Below are 16,158 nucleotides of genomic sequence, written 5' to 3' on the forward strand. Positions count from 1 at the left end.
CGATAAAGGCGATCGCCCCTATCGCAACCGTCCCGATCGCAAGATACTGACAATCAACCACAATCCCATCAGACTTGCTGCGGCAAATAGCGCATCACTCAACCACGACACCTGGCTCACCGCCGAATTCGACGAGATGATCGCGGCTCCCATAATCAGAGAACCGACCACTACGCTAAACGACAGGCGATTCGCAGAGGAATCCACCGTACGACGCAGCGAATCGAGTTCCTTAATGTTAAAGTTCCAATGCAACGTTTCTGACGTGACGCGATCGAGCAATAGCTCAATCTGTCGTGGCGATTGCAACGAAAGGCTTTTGAGATCCAGTGCCGTTCTCAAAAAAGTAGACAGTGGCGATTGCCCCACCAGTTGCCGTTGAAACAACTCCGTCATCAACGGACGCAACTGATCAGGAATATTGAATTCGGGGTCAAGAGCACGGGCAATGCCTTCGAGGTTCGCGATCGCCTTGGCACACAGCCCCAGGTTGCCGGGAATTCGCACTTTGTTGTTACGAGCTACCTGCAACACCTCATACACCAGCTTGCTAAAGTTTACCTCTGAGATCGTCATGCTGTAATACTGCCTGAGCAGGCGATCGAAGTCGTTTTCCAGGCGCACAAAGCTGATTCGGTTATCGGAGGGAGCCAGTTCCAGCGTCAGTTGAGCACAGCGACGCGCATCCAGACTGACGATCGCCAGAATAATCTCCAGCAAGATCTCCTGCGTACGCGGGTCAAGTCGTCCAATCATGCCAAAGTCGAGCAGAGCCACCTGTCCCGTTTTGAGATAGAACAAGTTGCCGGGATGCGGGTCAGCATGAAACACGCCATCCAGACAGATCTGTTGAAAGAAGGCTCGCAATAGCATGTTGGCAATTTCTTTGCGCTCAGCAGCGACATCGCCATTGTGATCCGCACTTTGAAACGTAGCAGAGAGCAGCGGTTCTCCATCCAACCACTCCATCACCAACAGCTTTTCAGTGGTCAATTCCCAGGCGATCGCCGGAATCACTAATTTCTCGGTATCGAACCAACGGCTCGTCGCTAAGTTCTCTTTAAGTTGCTTGGTGTGTTGTGCCTCACGGGTAAAGTCCAACTCCGATCGCAATGCCTGAGTAAATTCTTCTGCCAATGCCGTGACATCGTAATACTGCCCAAAGTCCGTTTGAGCGACCAGGCTTGCTACCAGGCGAATCAGGGCAATATCCTGTTCTACCACCTGTTCAATCCCGGGACGCTGCACCTTCAACGCGACATCTCGACCGTCTTTCAGGGTGGCGCGATGGGTTTGGGCGATCGAGCCTGCTGCCACAGGCTCAAACTGCACCGACGTAAAGGTTTCCTCTAGCGGTTGAGGCAATTGCTGCCGCAACACGATCTCGACCTCATCCCAATTAACGGGAGGCACATCGGCTTGCAGGGTGCCCAACGCCAAAATATAGTCGGGAGGCAACAGGTCTGGGCGAGTGCTCAAGAGTTGCCCCAATTTCACGTAAACCGGACCCAACTCCACCAAAATGTTTCGCAACACGGCAGGCGGCGGCAAGCGCGGCTCATCGGCTTTTAAGCCCGACAACAACCGCCGCATATAGTCCCACCCATTGCGAAGCAGGATCTCAAGGATTTCCCCTTGACGAGAACTGGTTTGAACAAGGCGACTAAACATGGGTGAGTCAAAAAAGAGGTAGAAGCAAAAATCAGTTTGCCTATCACCTCTAGCCTATAACCTGTGTCTCATTTCGGGGAATTTCCTGTAGAGAGAGTTTACAGCAGATCTTGATAACGGGGGTCGGCATGGAGTGCCTTCAAAACTTGCTTAATCTCCTGTGTACGGTCTTTTTTGACAATCAGTGTAACTTTGCCATCCCGGACGATCACGGTGTCATCTAAGCCAATGGTGACAATCAAGTCATCTTCATCGGTGGCGTAGAACAGTGCCCCTTTAGTGTCCAGACCGACGTGGCGTGCCAGTTCCACATTGGGGTTTTCACCCTTGAGCAGACGTTCGATCGCGTTCCAATCGCCCAGGTCATCCCAGGGAAAGGTCACAGGCACGACATACGCCTTCTGGGTTTTTTCCATCAAGGCATAGTCCACGCTGAGCTTAGGCAAGTTGGGATAGACCGCTACCCCTTCTTTTTCCAGTGGCTCAATAATTTGCGGCGCGTGGGTGTGCAGTTCTGCCAGGGCTACCCCTGCCTTAAAGATGAACATACCGCCATTCCAGCTAAAGCGTCCGCTGGCTAAAAATTCCTCAGCGGTGGGGCGATCGGGCTTTTCGGTAAAACGACTGACTTTGTAAACCGGAAATCCGCCAAAGTCGCCTGCGGTTTCGCCTTGCTCAATGTAGCCGTAACCTGTGGAGGGATAGGTGGGATGAATGCCGAGGGTGGCGATCGCGCCTTCTTTGTCTGCTAATTCAGCAGCGGCTCTCAGTGTTTGATGAAACAGAGCCTCGTCGCCAATCCAGTGATCCGCTGGGAAGAACCCAACAATGGCATCTTCGTTATAGCGTTGAGCGATTTCGAGCGTGGCCCAGGCAACAGCAGGAGCCGTGTCTCGCCCCTCTGGCTCGACCAATAAGTTCGCTTCGGGCAGATTAGGAAGCTGTTCTCGCACACCATCTGCGAGATGGCTGGCAGTAATGACCCATAACCCCTCCCAACCCCCAGAGAGGGCAAGCAGGCGATCGGCGGTGGCTTGTAGCAAACTCTTACCACTGCCATCTAGACTTAAAAACTGTTTGGGTCGGGCTTTGCGACTCAGGGGCCAAAAACGCTCACCTTTACCGCCTGCCAAAATTACAGGTATCATTGAACGCCTCAATCTAACTCACTTGGCTGTGCCCATCCTACTAGGGTCTACCAAATTTTCTGTTGATTTTGAACGGAACTTATCCATCACTTCATATCGCCTTTACGATCATTTCACAGCCTGTTGGTGATTTTTCTAGCTTTAGAGGGTTGTTTTAGCCATTATTCCCTGGCAATCGAAATACTGCTCTGATGCCAATTACATCCTGAATGCCCAAATCTCATCCTGTAGTCAGAGGTACATCTGTCACCTAAGAGACTGTCAATGGGCAAAAATCTTGGCTAAATAGTAAAGAGAAGATAAAAAACGCCGGGATTTTGTAGACGATCCGCGACTCAAAACACCCTTTTGAGCTGTTATGCTCTAGCTGGACTGTCATGAGGAGCACCAGGTTTGGTCTATAATCTCGAAGGTTTACACAGCTAAATAGTTCTAGAGAAAACGTTAATATAGCTAAACATTACAACCTTGAGGTGTGAAACGGAGTGGGAAGGTCAATACGTCAATCTGAGTTACAACCATCTGAATTAACAGTTCCTCTACAGCAGCCTGAGGTTGCTCCAGGGAGTGCTTCAGATCAGGCGATGCCAAGCCGTCTTTCCTCTGGAGAAGATGCTGCCCAACCTACTCCTGTTTCTCTATCTGTAACCCAACCTACCTGGTCAAAACGTCTGCTTTGGAGTGTAACGTTTTTGCTGGCGGCAGGGGTGTCTGCAAGCATAGGAGCAATGCTAACAATGATGACTCCTCTGCCCCCGTCGATCGCCCCTCAAGGAGAAGAGCAAGTTTCGTTAGGAGACGTGTGGCAACGAGGCTTTGGCTACCGCATCAGCCGTCCTATTAATGTGCTGGTGATGGGAATCGACCGCGTTCCCAATGTGCCCGATGGTTCGCCAGAGGTCTTTTCTGGCCGCAGTGACACGATGTTGCTCGTGCGGATTGACCCCGTTACAGAATCGGTCAATGTGCTCTCAATTCCTAGAGATACACGAGTTAGCATTCCAGAAGAAGGAACCAACAAGATCAACCATGCAAATACGGTGGGGGGTGCTGAGTTAGCAGCTCGTACCGTTAGTGCCAACTTTGATGGGGTCACGATCGATCGCTATGTGCGCGTCAGCACTGGAGCGTTTCGAGAACTGGTCGATCTGGTGGGTGGGGTGAGAATCTTTGTTCCCCAAGAGATGTATTACGTCGATAATACGCAGGGTTTGTTCATTGACCTGCAACCGGGATGGCAAGTGTTGAACGGGGAGCAGGCAGAGGGATTTGCTCGATTTCGACGCGATGCCACTGGAGATGTGGGACGGGTGCAGCGGCAGCAGCAGTTGATTCGAGCCTTGCGCGATCGCCTGATGGACCCGACTGTGCTTCCTAAACTCCCAGAGGCACTGAGGCTGGTGCAACAGAGCATCGACACCAATCTTTCGCTCGATGAAATGCTGGCTCTTATTAGCTTTGGCTTGGGCTTAGAACAAGACAACTTTAGGATGGTGATGCTGCCAGGTCGCTTTAGCACTCCCAGTGAGTATGTTGCTAGCTATTGGATCATGGACGAGGAGAAGCGCGACCAGATCATGCAGCAATACTTTCAGGTGGATTCTCTGGATATTGCGGCTGAACCCCGTGACCTCAATAGCTTGCGAATTGCCGTACAAAATGCCTCTGGCAATCCGGGGTTGGGTCGCGAAGTGGCAAACTACCTGCAAGAACAGGGTTTTGGCAATGTCTACGTGATTCAAGATTGGCCTGACCGTCAAGCCCAAACTCAAATTATCGTGCAACAGGGTGACTTGCAGGGTGCAGAAACTGTTGAGATGGTCTTGGGAGTCGGTGATGTCATTGCTGCCTCGACGGGTGATCTGGAGTCTGATTTAACGATTCGAGTGGGATCTGATTGGGCAGGACATACAGAAGGGTTATAGGCTAATAGGTAGGGGCGATGGCTAATTTAGCGTGCATTCACATCGCTGATAGACCTGTGAAAAAGCTTCTACTCCGTGGTTTTGGGTTTCTTCTTGTGTTGGCTCTGGCCTGCCTCTGGTTGTTGCTGAGTGCTACTCCTGTGCAAGCGGCGATCGACACGGTGAACTACAACAACGCTAACCTGATCCAACACGATTTCTCCCACGCTGATTTAACAGGTAAAGCCTTTGTCTCGGCTGAGATGCGGGAAATAAACCTGGAAGGAGCCGATCTAACAAATGCCATTTTGACGAAAGCGGTTATGTTGGATGCCAATTTAGTAGGCGCAAACCTCACAGGTGCTCTGGTCGATCGCGTATTTCTGGTTGGCTCCGATCTAACCAACGCCATTTTGGAAGGAGCTACCGCAACCCGTACCAGCTTCGATAATGTCACGATTACCGGAGCAGATTTTACCGATGCCATCCTCGATCGCTACGAGATTGCCCAACTGTGCAAACGAGCAGAAGGCGTTAATCCAGTAACGGGTGTCGCGACTCGTGACAGTTTAGGATGCCGGGAATAGGGAGGCGATCGAGATAGGGTGCAGGGGTGGAATCCCTGATCGCCGCAAGCCTTCACATCCCCTTTTTTAAGGGATGTGCGTAAGACTATAAAATATGAAGGAATGGCAGACTTACACCCCTTACAACCATTGCCTATCAAGGGATTGTGGTTGATCAACAAAAACCGTCAGGACGGGCTATACCTTTGACCAGGAGTACAAGCCCTGGTTAGAGAGCATCTTGCAAGCCGACCTCTAAAATCCAAAATCTAAAATCCAAAATGGTGTAAACCAATGGCTCCAGCAGTTGTCATTGAAAAATTACAGAAACGCTACGGACAGGTCGAAGCTGTCAAAGACGTCTCGCTGCAAATCGAACCGGGTGAAATCTTTGGTTTGTTGGGTCCCAATGGGGCGGGCAAAACCACAACGATTCGCTGTCTTTGCACTCTAACGACTCCCGATGCAGGACGCATTGAAGTCTCTGGCGTCTCTGTTTTGGATGAACCGAAACTGGCACGGCAACGGTTAGGATACGTGGCGCAAGAAGTCGCGTTAGATAAGGTGCTAACTGGACGGGAACTATTGCAACTGCAAGCGGCACTCTATCACTTGCCAAAAGCGATCGCCACAGAACGCATCGACAAAATGTTGTTCCTCCTGGGCTTGGGTGAATGGGCAGACAAGAAAACGGGCACCTATTCTGGCGGATTGCGGAAACGTCTTGACCTCGCTGCCGGATTGCTGCATCAACCGGATGTGCTGGTGCTGGATGAGCCGACGGTTGGGCTGGATATTGAGAGCCGTTCTGCCGTATGGAACTTTTTGCGGCAACTGCGAAGCGAGGGAACCACGGTTCTCATTACCAGCCATTACCTGGAAGAAGTGGATGCCCTGGCGGATCGAGTCGCCATTATCGATCGCGGGGTGGTGATTGCATCGGGCACTCCCTCAGAGTTGAAAGACCGGATTGGGGGCGATCGCATTACGCTACGAATCCGGGAGTTTACCCCCCGTGAGGAAGCCGAAACCGCTAAGACTCTGCTGGCAAACTTTCCCTTTGTGCAGGAGGCGATCGTTAACGAAGCACAGGGTAACTCGTTAAATCTAGTCGTTGACCCTCAAAGTGATGCCTTGCTAACCATTCAACAAGCTTTAAAGGAAGCAGGTTTGCCCACCTTTGGCGTGTCGCAATCGCGTCCCAGTCTGGATGATGTCTACCTCGCGGCAACAGGTAGAACGCTGTTGGATGCCGATCTCGCAGCGGCAGAAACTCGTGACTTGAAAAAAGAACGCAAACAAAACATGCGTTAACCCTCAGATCTCTAGCTTTTTCAAAAATCCAGGGATCTCACTGGTTTCCTTTACTATCCCAACTCAACAAAGGGTTGCCTCATGCAGAAACTTAGCAACGGCAGGGGTCACACTGGGTAGCGAGGGAACGGCAAAGGCAAGCTGTCTGAACTGTCGTGGCTCAAGTGACATCATGTGTAACTGGGAGCGATCGCTCGGTAATGCCATCTCCGGCACAATCGTGGCTCCCATTCCTTCTTGCACCATCACAAAAATCGTCCGCAAATCAATCACCTCACACTGGATTTTTGGGGTGATTTTGGCTTTGCGAAACATCGCTGTAATCAACGGTTTGCAGCCTGCTTTCGACATGATGAACGGTTCCTGTGCCAGTTGGCGAATGGAGATCTGCGAGTGTTGTGCCAGAGGGTGCTGGAGTGAAGTCACCACTAAAAACTCATCCTTTGTGATGGGAATAGTTTCTAGCTCATCAATCGGTAAAACGACCACACCAACATCCACCGCGCGGGTATGAATCCACTCCCGCACTTCATCATCGGTTCCCTCAAACAGTACCACCTCAATACCGGGATATCGCTGCCGAAATTGGCGCAACACTTTTGGAAGAAATTGAGCCGAGACACTGGGAAAGCTTCCCAAACGAACTTTTCCGGCTTCCAGTCCGACTGCGGCAGATGTTTCCTGATGAATATGTTCAACACAAGCCAGCATTTCTTGCGCTTGCAGCAGCACTCGTTGACCAATATCCGTGAGAAAAACACCAGTGCGATCGCGCTCCAATAAAGACACTTGCAATTCTTTCTCTAACGCAGCGACGGCATGGCTTACGGCAGATTGGGTCATGCCCAACTGTTCACTGGCGATGGTGAAACTTCGCATCTCTGCAACGGTAGCAAAGGCTTGAATCTGCGCCAGGGTGATATGAATTCGTTTCATGCATCAAATGCATCAAATCAATTTGACTCATGATTATACGGCTATTTAAGCTAATACCAATTCGATCGTTCAAGACTACCCATCTGACCCCTACTAACCTTCCCTTGACAAGTTTGCAAGTCCTCAACCCTTGTCACGACTAGAAGCACCCGTACTTGGAACCGATGCGAAGCGCGCCTTTGGGTTAACTCAAAAACCTTCTGCTAGGGGGTTTGGGGGAGGCAGTGGCGTCCCCCAATGGGGGTTTGGGGGAGAATCCCCCAATGCCTGGTTCTCAACCTCATTCTGGCGATAGGGTGTGACCCGTAGAAACAATTTCTAGAACTGCCATCAAACCCATATTGGAGGATTACACGATGAGCCGCATTGCCATTTTGGGAGAGTATGATCCCACCTTTGAGCCGCATATCGCAACCGATCGCGCGATCGCCCATTCCAGTGCTCAATTGGGCTGTGAAGTCGAAGCAGAGTGGATCTCAACGCCAGATTGCGATCGCTCCAAGTTGGCGACCTATGCGGGTATCTGGGTTGCACCCGGTAGCCCTTACAGAGCGATGGAGAAGTTGCTGGATGTCATTCGTTATGCCCGTGAAAACCAGATCCCCTGCTTGGGAACCTGTGGTGGATTTCAGCACATGATCCTGGAATATGCCCGCAATGTACTTGGGTTTCAGGAGGCTCAAAGCCAGGAGAATGATCCCTATGCCTCGCATCTGTTTATCTCAAAACTTGATTGCTCACTAGCAGGGCGCGAGATGCAATTGACCTTTACCAAAGGCTCGCAAATTGCCACGATTTATGGTTCGTTAACCGCTGTTGAACGCTATTACTGCAACTTTGGTGTGAATCCAGATTATGTGCCGCAGTTAAAGAGCCAGTCTTTGCAGATCACAGGTTCAGACAGTGAAGGCGAGGTGAGAGTGATTGAGCTTCCTGGTCATCCCTTTTTCATTGGCACGTTGTTTGTTCCACAAGCGCGATCGACGGTTGAGTTACCGCATCCGATTGTGACCGCATTCCTGAAAACTGTTCTTTAAGCTCTCCGGCTTCTCGAAAAAATTAGGGATCTAAAGGGTGATGGCGGGAACGCTAAGCGTAATTTCCTCTCGCTAAAGCCTCTCATGCCACGTTGCACTCTTAGCTTTCAGCCCGGTTATTACTACCACCTCTACAATCGAGGGAGTAACCGACAAAATATCTTTTTTGAGCGTGAGAATTATCTCTATTTTTTGCGATTGCTGCGTCGTTATTTGGTCGAGCAAATTATTGAGATTTTGGCTTATTGTTTGATGCCAAACCACTATCATCTGTTGGTGTATTGCAAAACGGAGCGTGTCACCGAAGGAATGCGATCGCTCTCACTGGCGTATACCAAGGCGATCAATTGTCGTTACAACCGAGTTGGAACCATCTTTCAAAGACAATATCAAGCTACCTGGGTTGATCGAGAGGTGTACCTTCATCATTTGGTGCAATACATTCATTTCAATCCGGTAAAAGCTGAGATGGTGAGGACTCCAGAGGAATGGGAGTTTTCCAGTTATCGTGACTATGCAGGACTACGGAATGGCACCTTGCCGCAAACACAAATGATTCGAGAGTTATTCGGCTCAGAGTTGGCGTATCAATCGTTTTTAACGCAACAACAATTGTCATCAATGGCGGTGGTGCGATCGCTCATGTTAGATGAGTGAGGCTTTTCAGATCTCCAACTTCTGCCAGAAGTTGGAGATCTAGGGTTTGCTACAGCTTACAAGTCTCAACGCGAGAGAAGAGATCCCAGCCCCACGAACCCAAATCCAGCAACGAAACCCAATCCTCTATCACAGGTAATTCTCCAGAAGGGGAAAATGAAAGGTTCTTCTTGAGGTCACGGTAGCTTACATAATTTCCCTCTATGCGCCATCCGACACGATCGCAAAACTTCTCCCAGATTTCGTTACCAGGATATTCGCCATCTAATTCAGCACCGCACTCGACGTAAATTTGCTTTTGCACACTAAAGCCAAACTTACCGTTACTGTATTTAACCCAGAGGCAATCGATTGTCTTTAGGTCAACACAGGGGAAGTTCAACAAGTCTCGGCTTTTAACCTGCCACCATCCTTTCTTACCGATGGCTTGCAGCATTCGCTTGGTGGTTTCCTGATCTGCTTCTTTCCAATCCCCTGCTTGCAGCAAATCGCGCAAGTAAGCATAGTCAACCCCTTTCTTAGATTCCAAAGGGATGTTATCACTGGATAGAATCCCCCTAACCCCCCTTATCAAGGGAGGTGCCGCAGGCGGGGGGATCTTTACGGCAGAAGGTGGTTTTGTCGTGATGGGGTTTGGTGCGACCTCGGCAATCACGCGATCGCTCAGTGTCTTAACCTCTTCGTCGTTCAGGTTCAACGTCTTTTGCAATCGCTCCAATCGACTCTGAGCCGCTTTGCTCAACGGATATTCCTGTTGCAGCATCGCACTCAAGGTTTGGGCATAGGTCTGATAGGGCTTGAGCGTATCTTGCTCGATCACCCCTGCCTGTTCTGCTGAGAGCTTTAAGCTATCTCGCAATCCATCCAAATAGACCCTGCTCACAGGCGAGATCATTCCTCCGTCTTCGCAGATGCAGTGCCGTACTTCGTCTCGATAGTGCGATTCTCCCTGCCCTGACTGTCGGATTTCTTGAGTTGTAGGGTCTTCAGGTGAAGGAGCAACAGTATCGCCCGTGACTCGCTGTTGTTGACGTAGTGCCCTCAACTGTTCTGCTGCGGCTCGAATGCCCTGAGCCACATTCATCATGGCTTCGTCCTGGTCATCCCATCTGGTAATGGGTTTGGCATCCTTGGGAAATGCCTGGAGTTTACCAAAAGGAGCACCGCTCCAATCTACCGGACGCAGGATCACCGGAATGACGCAGGCTGAACCGCTTTCATGCCGCTCCATCGCTCGTTGCAGTTCAATGCCCCAGCAATAGTCAGAACTGAGAAACGATGCGCTGATCAGTAACAGAATAATATCTGCCTGATTCAGATTCGTCTCGATCTCCGTTGCCCACTCGCTACCTGCTCCAATCTGGCGATCGTGCCATGAGGAAATCACGCCCTGGCGTTCCAGGATCTTCAGGTGTTCTGCGAGTTTGTCGCGCAGTGCCTCATCTTTGTGAGAGTAGGAGAAGAAAAGGGCGATCGCCTCTGACATTCCCAAGGTTATTGACCTGGAGTGAAATAAATTACTGATTTGAATTGTAACCGCTTGATCGATAGTAAAGCCTCCTAAAAATGGGACACTCACTTGTTAACCGCATCTCAAACGTAGTAATCAATACAACTAGAATTCTTGAAATATCCGGACTGAAAGATTTTTCTGGGAAGGGAGGAATAGTCTGTGAGCGATCGTTTCTACGGCTCGACAGAACTAAAATTTATCCTCACACCCTATGCCACTCACTACTCTTCAAACTGCTCTGCAAAGTCTTCCAGAGGGAGCACAAGAACCAATTGTTACCAGTCAGTTTGCAGGTCATTTTCTAGAAGCTTTGGGCTTTGCCAGCAATGAATGTTGTCCTGGCTACAACACAAAAGATAGAGGGATTGCCGACTATGCACTCCGCAAAAATTTAGAGAATGATATCTTCATCAATACTAAAACCAATCCCTATGTGATGGTTGAGTTGAAAGGAAGGCAAATTAATCTTAGTCCTAATTCATCTGCTTACAGAGATACATACAAACAGATTGAAGGATATTTGCTATCTGAAAACACTAAATCATCACAATGGGGTTTAATTACCAATTCAATTTATGTACAGCTATTTCGTAAACACGGAAGAGTGATTTATCCTGCGACTACTTGCCTGAAATTGAATCTTGATAATGTGGATGAAATTGCGAATTTTCTTCGAGATAAAATTCACCATCCACCTAGAGCATTAACAGTGGCAGTCTACAACAACAAAGGTGGAGTTGGTAAGACTACAACCGTCGTCAATCTAGCCGCCACTTTAACCCTAAAAGGAAAAAGAGTACTCATTGTTGACTTTGACCCAAATCAACAAGACCTTACCAACTCGTTAGGCATACCATTAAGCGACTGTAATTTTTACGAAATTCTCAATAATAAGAAATCAGACATTAGGACAGCGATCAAACCTTTCTCAATTCGGGTAAACGGGAGAAATAGTAACACAGAAATTAAGTTTGATGTGATCCCAGCCGATCGCAAGTTAGCTTATGAGATTGCTGAGATTGAACTCCGTAGAATGTTCAAATTTCAGCGATTATCTCAAGTCCTTAAACCTTTGAAGTCACATTACGACTACATTTTGATTGATTCTCCGCCTAACTGGCGAATTTTTAGCCAGAGTGCAGTTTATGCCTCTGATGTAGTCTTAATTCCAACGAAACATAACAACATTTATTCGATAGAAAATGCTGTCGGTGTTATTAAACAGTTTATCCCTGAGATTCAGGAAGTCCGAGATGATGGGGGCCCAATTGCATTGCCAATCTTTTTCAACGGAGAAAAGACAACAGAAACCTCACTCACTTTTGTGCAAAAAGAAATTAACAGAATTGTTGAAACGGCGAAAGAAGATGGGTTTGATTTATCTCCCTACTTCTTACCCACTTCTTTTCCTCAAGAACGCTCTAAAATTTTTGAACTCCCAGGTTTTGCCCACATTGCAAATGCAGCGTTTGCCCGAATTCCCGCTGTTTACCGCAATAAAACTATTTATGAATATTATGTGAACTTAGCAAAGGAGTACTTTTTGCAATGAGTAGCTTAACAGATATTGGAAATTTGATGTACCTATACCTGGATGAAATTTACCCAGGTAAAAGTACAAATACACCAAGGTTTTTAGTTAAGGCATCCGCTGATTTTCTAAAAGTAAAAGGCGGACACAATTGGGTTCCAGTGATTGTTAAAGAAACTGGAGAAGACCAGTATGAAGTGATTGGCAACGCTTTTATTTATGCTGTTGCTAAAGAAGCAAGATTAGAGCGGGTTTGGTGCATTATTGCCGACGCTAGTCAGGAAGCCGCTGAAATCTCTCAAGTATTGTCGGGTGAGGTGACTCCTAAAATTAACCTTTCTACGGCTTCAAGAGATGAAATTGAAGCTGCATTGCAATACTTAATTGATCAACCGGGAAGCGTGTTGAAAGGCATTAAACTTCCAGTTGCCGTTAACCGCATTGAAGAGGCTCCTCGCCAATATTGGAAGAATTTTGATCCGGTCATTGACTTGAAGTGCGGTATTACCAAAGGCAAAAAACTAGATGCCCTCAAACAGGTTTTTGTACTGACTCCACAACCCCTGCCTGACATTATTAAGGATGCAGAAATTCTCAAAACATTGACAACTACTGAACTGAAGGCGATCGCCAAAAAACGTGGTCTAACCGGAACGGCAAAGTTGAAGAAACCAGAGTTAATCGAGCTACTTAGCCAGTAACAGAGGGAGAGGCGATTACGGCAGTATCGGTAATCAACATAGCCACCTGCTTCCCAGCGAGAGAGCAATATGCGCTAGTCTAAAGACAAACGCGATAAATGTATCTTGCAGCTTAACAAACTGGCTTAAAAGGACTTGCAGATATGAGCCAAACGATTACCCCACCCCCCACCACAACCTCTGAAGCACAATTTAAGTCAGCGGCGATCGCCCCTCAAGCTTCTGGGGTTAACGAGTTTATTCAAGAAACCACTGCGCTAACTCGTCGTTTGTTCATTCAGCTTCAGCGTCGTCCCAGTACGCTAATTGCCGGGTTGATTCAGCCGATCATGTGGTTAGTCCTGTTTGGTGCGCTGTTTCAAAACGTGCCCCAGGGTTTATTTGGTGAGAGTGCCAACTATGGGCAGTTTTTGGGTGCTGGGGTGATTGTGTTTACCGCTTTTGGGGGTGCGCTCAATGCCGGGTTGCCCGTCATGTTCGATCGCGAGTTTGGCTTTCTCAATCGGCTGCTGGTGGCTCCCCTGGTGTCTCGCTTCTCCATCGTGCTGGCGTCCGCCATTTTTATCGCAACGTTGAGCATGATTCAAACGGCAGGTATCGTGGCAGCCAGTGCCTTTTTAGGTGCGGGGTTGCCTGACCCCCTGGGATTGGCGTTAGTTGTGACGATCGTTCTCCTGTTGGTGTTGGGTGTAACTGCTCTCAGCCTGGGACTCGCCTTTGCCTTACCCGGACACATTGAACTCATTGCTGTCATTTTTGTGACGAACCTGCCGCTGTTGTTTGCCAGCACGGCTCTGGCTCCCCTCAGCTTTATGCCCACCTGGTTGCAGTGGGTCGCCAGTTTGAACCCGCTCAGCTATGCGATCGAGCCGATTCGCTATCTCTACTTGCACAGTGATTGGGCATTTAATAGCGTGGTGTTGCAAGCTCCCTTTGGAGATGTCACTCTGGGAACGGCGTTGCTGGTGCTCATCGGGTTTGATGCGATCGCCCTATTCAGCGTCCGCTCTCTGTTAAGCCGCAGTCTCGCTTAGTTCCGGTAAACTAGTCAACATAGGGAGCAATTTTCCCCTGGTATCGTCTTGTGAACCAGCACTAATTCATCCTTTAAGCTGAAAGTCTATGAAAGCAGCCACCCACACACTCGCCAAGTATTGCCAGTCATTCAGTTGGACAACCCTGAGCGTACTCGCTTCGACCGCAATCACGGCAGGTTTTGTGATGCAGCCTGCTTCGGCTCAAGTCACGGCAGCGGATACCTTACAACCCAATCCACAATCTGGGGAATACAATGGCGACCCCTTCTCAAACAATGGGAACGGGCAGATGAACAGTGTCTTTGACCTGATTCACCGCGCCAGTCAGACGGGAGGTCGCACCATGTCAGAGGTGCAAGAAGACCAGCGTGAGACTATCAACTCTGAAGCAGAAGCCTTTCGTAATCGTCAACTGGAGTTATTGCGCGAAGAAAATTCATCCGAATCGTCTAATAACCCCAGTCCCTTCCGGCAAAATTAGGGATGTATGGCATCCGTTGACGAAATTTTAGACTTCTGGTTTGGTAACCCAATTGAGTCTTACAGCCAACGCAAAAAGTTGTGGTTTGTTAAAGATCTCAGTGTGGATCAGACATTACGCGATCGCTTCCTTTCAACTTACGAACAAGCCGCTGCGGGGGAACTGGATAACTGGCAATCGCAGCCATCAAGTTGTTTGGCGTTGATCATCGTCCTTGACCAGTTTCCCCGCAACATATTTCGCGGAGAACCACGCGCCTTTGCCACCGACCCCCAGGCTCGGATTATTGCCAAAGGGGCGATCGCCAGAGGGTTTGACCAGCAGCTAGAACCGATACAGCGATTCTTTTTCTATTTGCCCTTGGAGCACAGCGAAGACCTCGCAGATCAGCACCAATCCATCGCCTTATATCAAGCTTTAGTCGTTGACTTTCCTGAGTTACAGGATGGGCTGGAGTACGCTATCCGTCATCGAGATGTGATCCAACGGTTTGGGCGGTTTCCCCATCGCAACGCCATTCTCAATCGACCCTCCACGCCTGAAGAGATTGAGTTTCTCAAACAACCAGGATCGTCTTTCTAATCCGCCGTTGCATCGAATAAAAAACAGCACTGCTGATATAAGCCCTTTATGAGGCAGTGCTTTGCATTTGCCCGCCGAATTAAAAATTAATGGCAAGAGGCTGATCTACGTAGAGACGTAGGGGACTCCCACTCCTATAATGAACTGGCACAGCCATGAGGATACGTATGCACGCTGAGGGAGCGAGGGGTCAATTTGTAATTGGCATTGATCTAGGTGGAACTGCCATTAAGTTGGGGCGGTTCGATCGCACCGGACAATGTTTGCAGTCCCTCAGTGTGCCCACACCACAACCCTCTGATCCCAAAGTAGTGTTGGCTGCCATGGTCAAGGCGATCGCCCAACTTGACCCCAACGGTGAAAGTTTAGCGATTGGGGTTGGCACACCTGGCCCCGCTGACGTGACTGGGCGCATTGCCAGAGTCGCCATTAACCTGGGTTGGCAGGATGTTCCTCTTGCGGATTGGTTGGAGGCAGAGATTGGCAAACCCACGCTATTAGCTAACGATGCCAACTGTGCTGGATTAGGCGAATATTGGCTGGGAGCAGGGCGACGATTTCAGAACCTGATTCTGCTAACGTTAGGCACTGGAGTCGGAGGAGCCGTTATTTTAGATGGCAAGCTCTTTACAGGACGCGACGGCACTGCCGGAGAGTTGGGCTTGATCACCCTGGACTATGCCGGACCCAGTTGCAACAGTGGCAACGACGGTTCCCTGGAACAACATGTCTCAGTGCAAGCCATTCGTCGTCGTACCGGGCTAGAGCCAGAGGTCTTGGGGGCAAAAGCCAAAGCCGGAGATGCAGAAGCGATCGCCTTCTGGGAAACCTACGGCTGTGAGTTGGGCGCAGGAATTGCCAGTTTGATTTACATTCTTACTCCCGAAGCTGTATTAATTGGCGGGGGTGTCAGTGCCAGTGCCGAGTTCTTTTTTCCGTCGATGCAAGCGGAGATCGAACGGCGGGTTTTACTCAGTTCTCGCGATGGTTTGCAGTTACTGAGAGCCGAGTTGGGCAACCATGCTGGAATCGTCGGTGCTGCCAAACTGGCATGGCAATTTGTCGATGACTACCCCTCGA

At 49.3% G+C, this 16,158-nt stretch carries 15 protein-coding genes and 1 pseudogene; 11 read left to right on the forward strand and 5 right to left on the reverse strand.

What is annotated here, in order from left to right:
- Positions 1–18: 18 nt before the first annotated feature.
- The 3 genes from H6G89_RS14080 to H6G89_RS14090 form a co-directional block, all read right to left on the reverse strand.
- Complete coding sequence (locus H6G89_RS14080; RefSeq protein ID WP_190507228.1) at positions 19–1,671, reverse strand: ABC1 kinase family protein; 1,653 nt, start codon at positions 1,669–1,671, stop codon at positions 19–21.
- Between the two features lie 98 nt (positions 1,672–1,769).
- Positions 1,770–2,819, reverse strand: coding sequence for a mannose-1-phosphate guanylyltransferase (locus H6G89_RS14085; protein ID WP_199336707.1), 1,050 nt, complete (start codon positions 2,817–2,819; stop codon positions 1,770–1,772).
- A gap of 453 nt (positions 2,820–3,272) precedes the next feature.
- On the reverse strand, positions 3,273–3,410 hold the full coding sequence (locus H6G89_RS14090) for a hypothetical protein (RefSeq protein ID WP_190507231.1): 138 nt from the start codon (positions 3,408–3,410) through the stop codon (positions 3,273–3,275).
- Here H6G89_RS14090 and H6G89_RS14095 point away from each other — a divergent pair.
- The 3 genes from H6G89_RS14095 to H6G89_RS14105 all read left to right on the forward strand — a co-directional run bounded on the left by H6G89_RS14095 (position 3,404) and on the right by H6G89_RS14105 (position 6,603).
- A complete protein-coding gene (locus H6G89_RS14095; RefSeq protein WP_190507233.1) occupies positions 3,404–4,744 on the forward strand; it encodes an LCP family protein in 1,341 nt (446 codons plus the stop codon). The two genes, H6G89_RS14090 and H6G89_RS14095, sit on opposite strands and share 7 nt — an antisense overlap.
- A 17-nt stretch (positions 4,745–4,761) precedes the next feature.
- The gene (locus H6G89_RS14100) at positions 4,762–5,310 is read left to right on the forward strand and encodes a pentapeptide repeat-containing protein (RefSeq protein ID WP_190507235.1); all 549 of its coding nucleotides are present in this window, start codon (positions 4,762–4,764) and stop codon (positions 5,308–5,310) included.
- Between the two features lie 273 nt (positions 5,311–5,583).
- The gene (locus tag H6G89_RS14105; protein ID WP_190507244.1) at positions 5,584–6,603 is read left to right on the forward strand and encodes an ABC transporter ATP-binding protein; all 1,020 of its coding nucleotides are present in this window, start codon (positions 5,584–5,586) and stop codon (positions 6,601–6,603) included.
- Positions 6,604–6,666: 63 nt separating this feature from the next.
- Here the strand turns inward: H6G89_RS14105 and H6G89_RS14110 are convergent, their stop codons facing one another.
- Positions 6,667–7,539 (reverse strand): LysR family transcriptional regulator, encoded by an 873-nt coding sequence (locus H6G89_RS14110; protein WP_190507246.1) that lies wholly within the window; start codon positions 7,537–7,539, stop codon positions 6,667–6,669.
- Between the two features lie 356 nt (positions 7,540–7,895).
- On the opposite strand from H6G89_RS14110, the gene H6G89_RS14115 reads away from it, so the two are divergent.
- Both H6G89_RS14115 and H6G89_RS14120 read left to right on the forward strand, forming a co-directional pair.
- Complete coding sequence (locus H6G89_RS14115) at positions 7,896–8,576, forward strand: CTP synthase C-terminal region-related (seleno)protein (RefSeq protein ID WP_190507248.1); 681 nt, start codon at positions 7,896–7,898, stop codon at positions 8,574–8,576.
- A gap of 84 nt (positions 8,577–8,660) precedes the next feature.
- Positions 8,661–9,233, forward strand: a complete 573-nt coding sequence (locus H6G89_RS14120; protein WP_190507256.1) for a transposase — start codon at positions 8,661–8,663, stop codon at positions 9,231–9,233.
- 49 nt (positions 9,234–9,282) lie between these two features.
- Here the strand turns inward: H6G89_RS14120 and H6G89_RS34450 are convergent, their stop codons facing one another.
- Complete coding sequence (locus H6G89_RS34450) at positions 9,283–10,812, reverse strand: GUN4 domain-containing protein (protein WP_199336708.1); 1,530 nt, start codon at positions 10,810–10,812, stop codon at positions 9,283–9,285.
- Between the two features lie 145 nt (positions 10,813–10,957).
- On the opposite strand from H6G89_RS34450, the gene H6G89_RS14135 reads away from it, so the two are divergent.
- From H6G89_RS14135 to H6G89_RS35020, 6 genes and pseudogenes are all read left to right on the forward strand, one after another.
- Positions 10,958–12,298: a ParA family protein gene (locus H6G89_RS14135; protein ID WP_190507258.1), complete on the forward strand. Its 1,341-nt coding sequence runs from the start codon at positions 10,958–10,960 to the stop codon at positions 12,296–12,298.
- The gene (locus H6G89_RS14140; protein WP_190507260.1) at positions 12,295–12,978 is read left to right on the forward strand and encodes a Rho termination factor N-terminal domain-containing protein; all 684 of its coding nucleotides are present in this window, start codon (positions 12,295–12,297) and stop codon (positions 12,976–12,978) included. Before H6G89_RS14135 ends, H6G89_RS14140 begins: the two co-directional genes overlap by 4 nt.
- A 143-nt stretch (positions 12,979–13,121) precedes the next feature.
- Positions 13,122–14,012, forward strand: a complete 891-nt coding sequence (locus H6G89_RS14145; RefSeq protein WP_190507262.1) for an ABC transporter permease — start codon at positions 13,122–13,124, stop codon at positions 14,010–14,012.
- Between the two features lie 88 nt (positions 14,013–14,100).
- Positions 14,101–14,496, forward strand: coding sequence for a hypothetical protein (locus H6G89_RS14150; protein WP_190507264.1), 396 nt, complete (start codon positions 14,101–14,103; stop codon positions 14,494–14,496).
- A gap of 6 nt (positions 14,497–14,502) precedes the next feature.
- Positions 14,503–15,078, forward strand: a complete 576-nt coding sequence (locus H6G89_RS14155) for a DUF924 family protein (RefSeq protein WP_190507266.1) — start codon at positions 14,503–14,505, stop codon at positions 15,076–15,078.
- 167 nt (positions 15,079–15,245) lie between these two features.
- Positions 15,246–16,142 (forward strand): annotated as a pseudogene (locus H6G89_RS35020) (ROK family protein); the annotation flags it as partial.
- Positions 16,143–16,158: the final 16 nt, after the last annotated feature.

The organism is Oscillatoria sp. FACHB-1407, from assembly GCF_014697545.1.
GTDB lineage: Bacteria > Cyanobacteriota > Cyanobacteriia > Elainellales > Elainellaceae > FACHB-1407.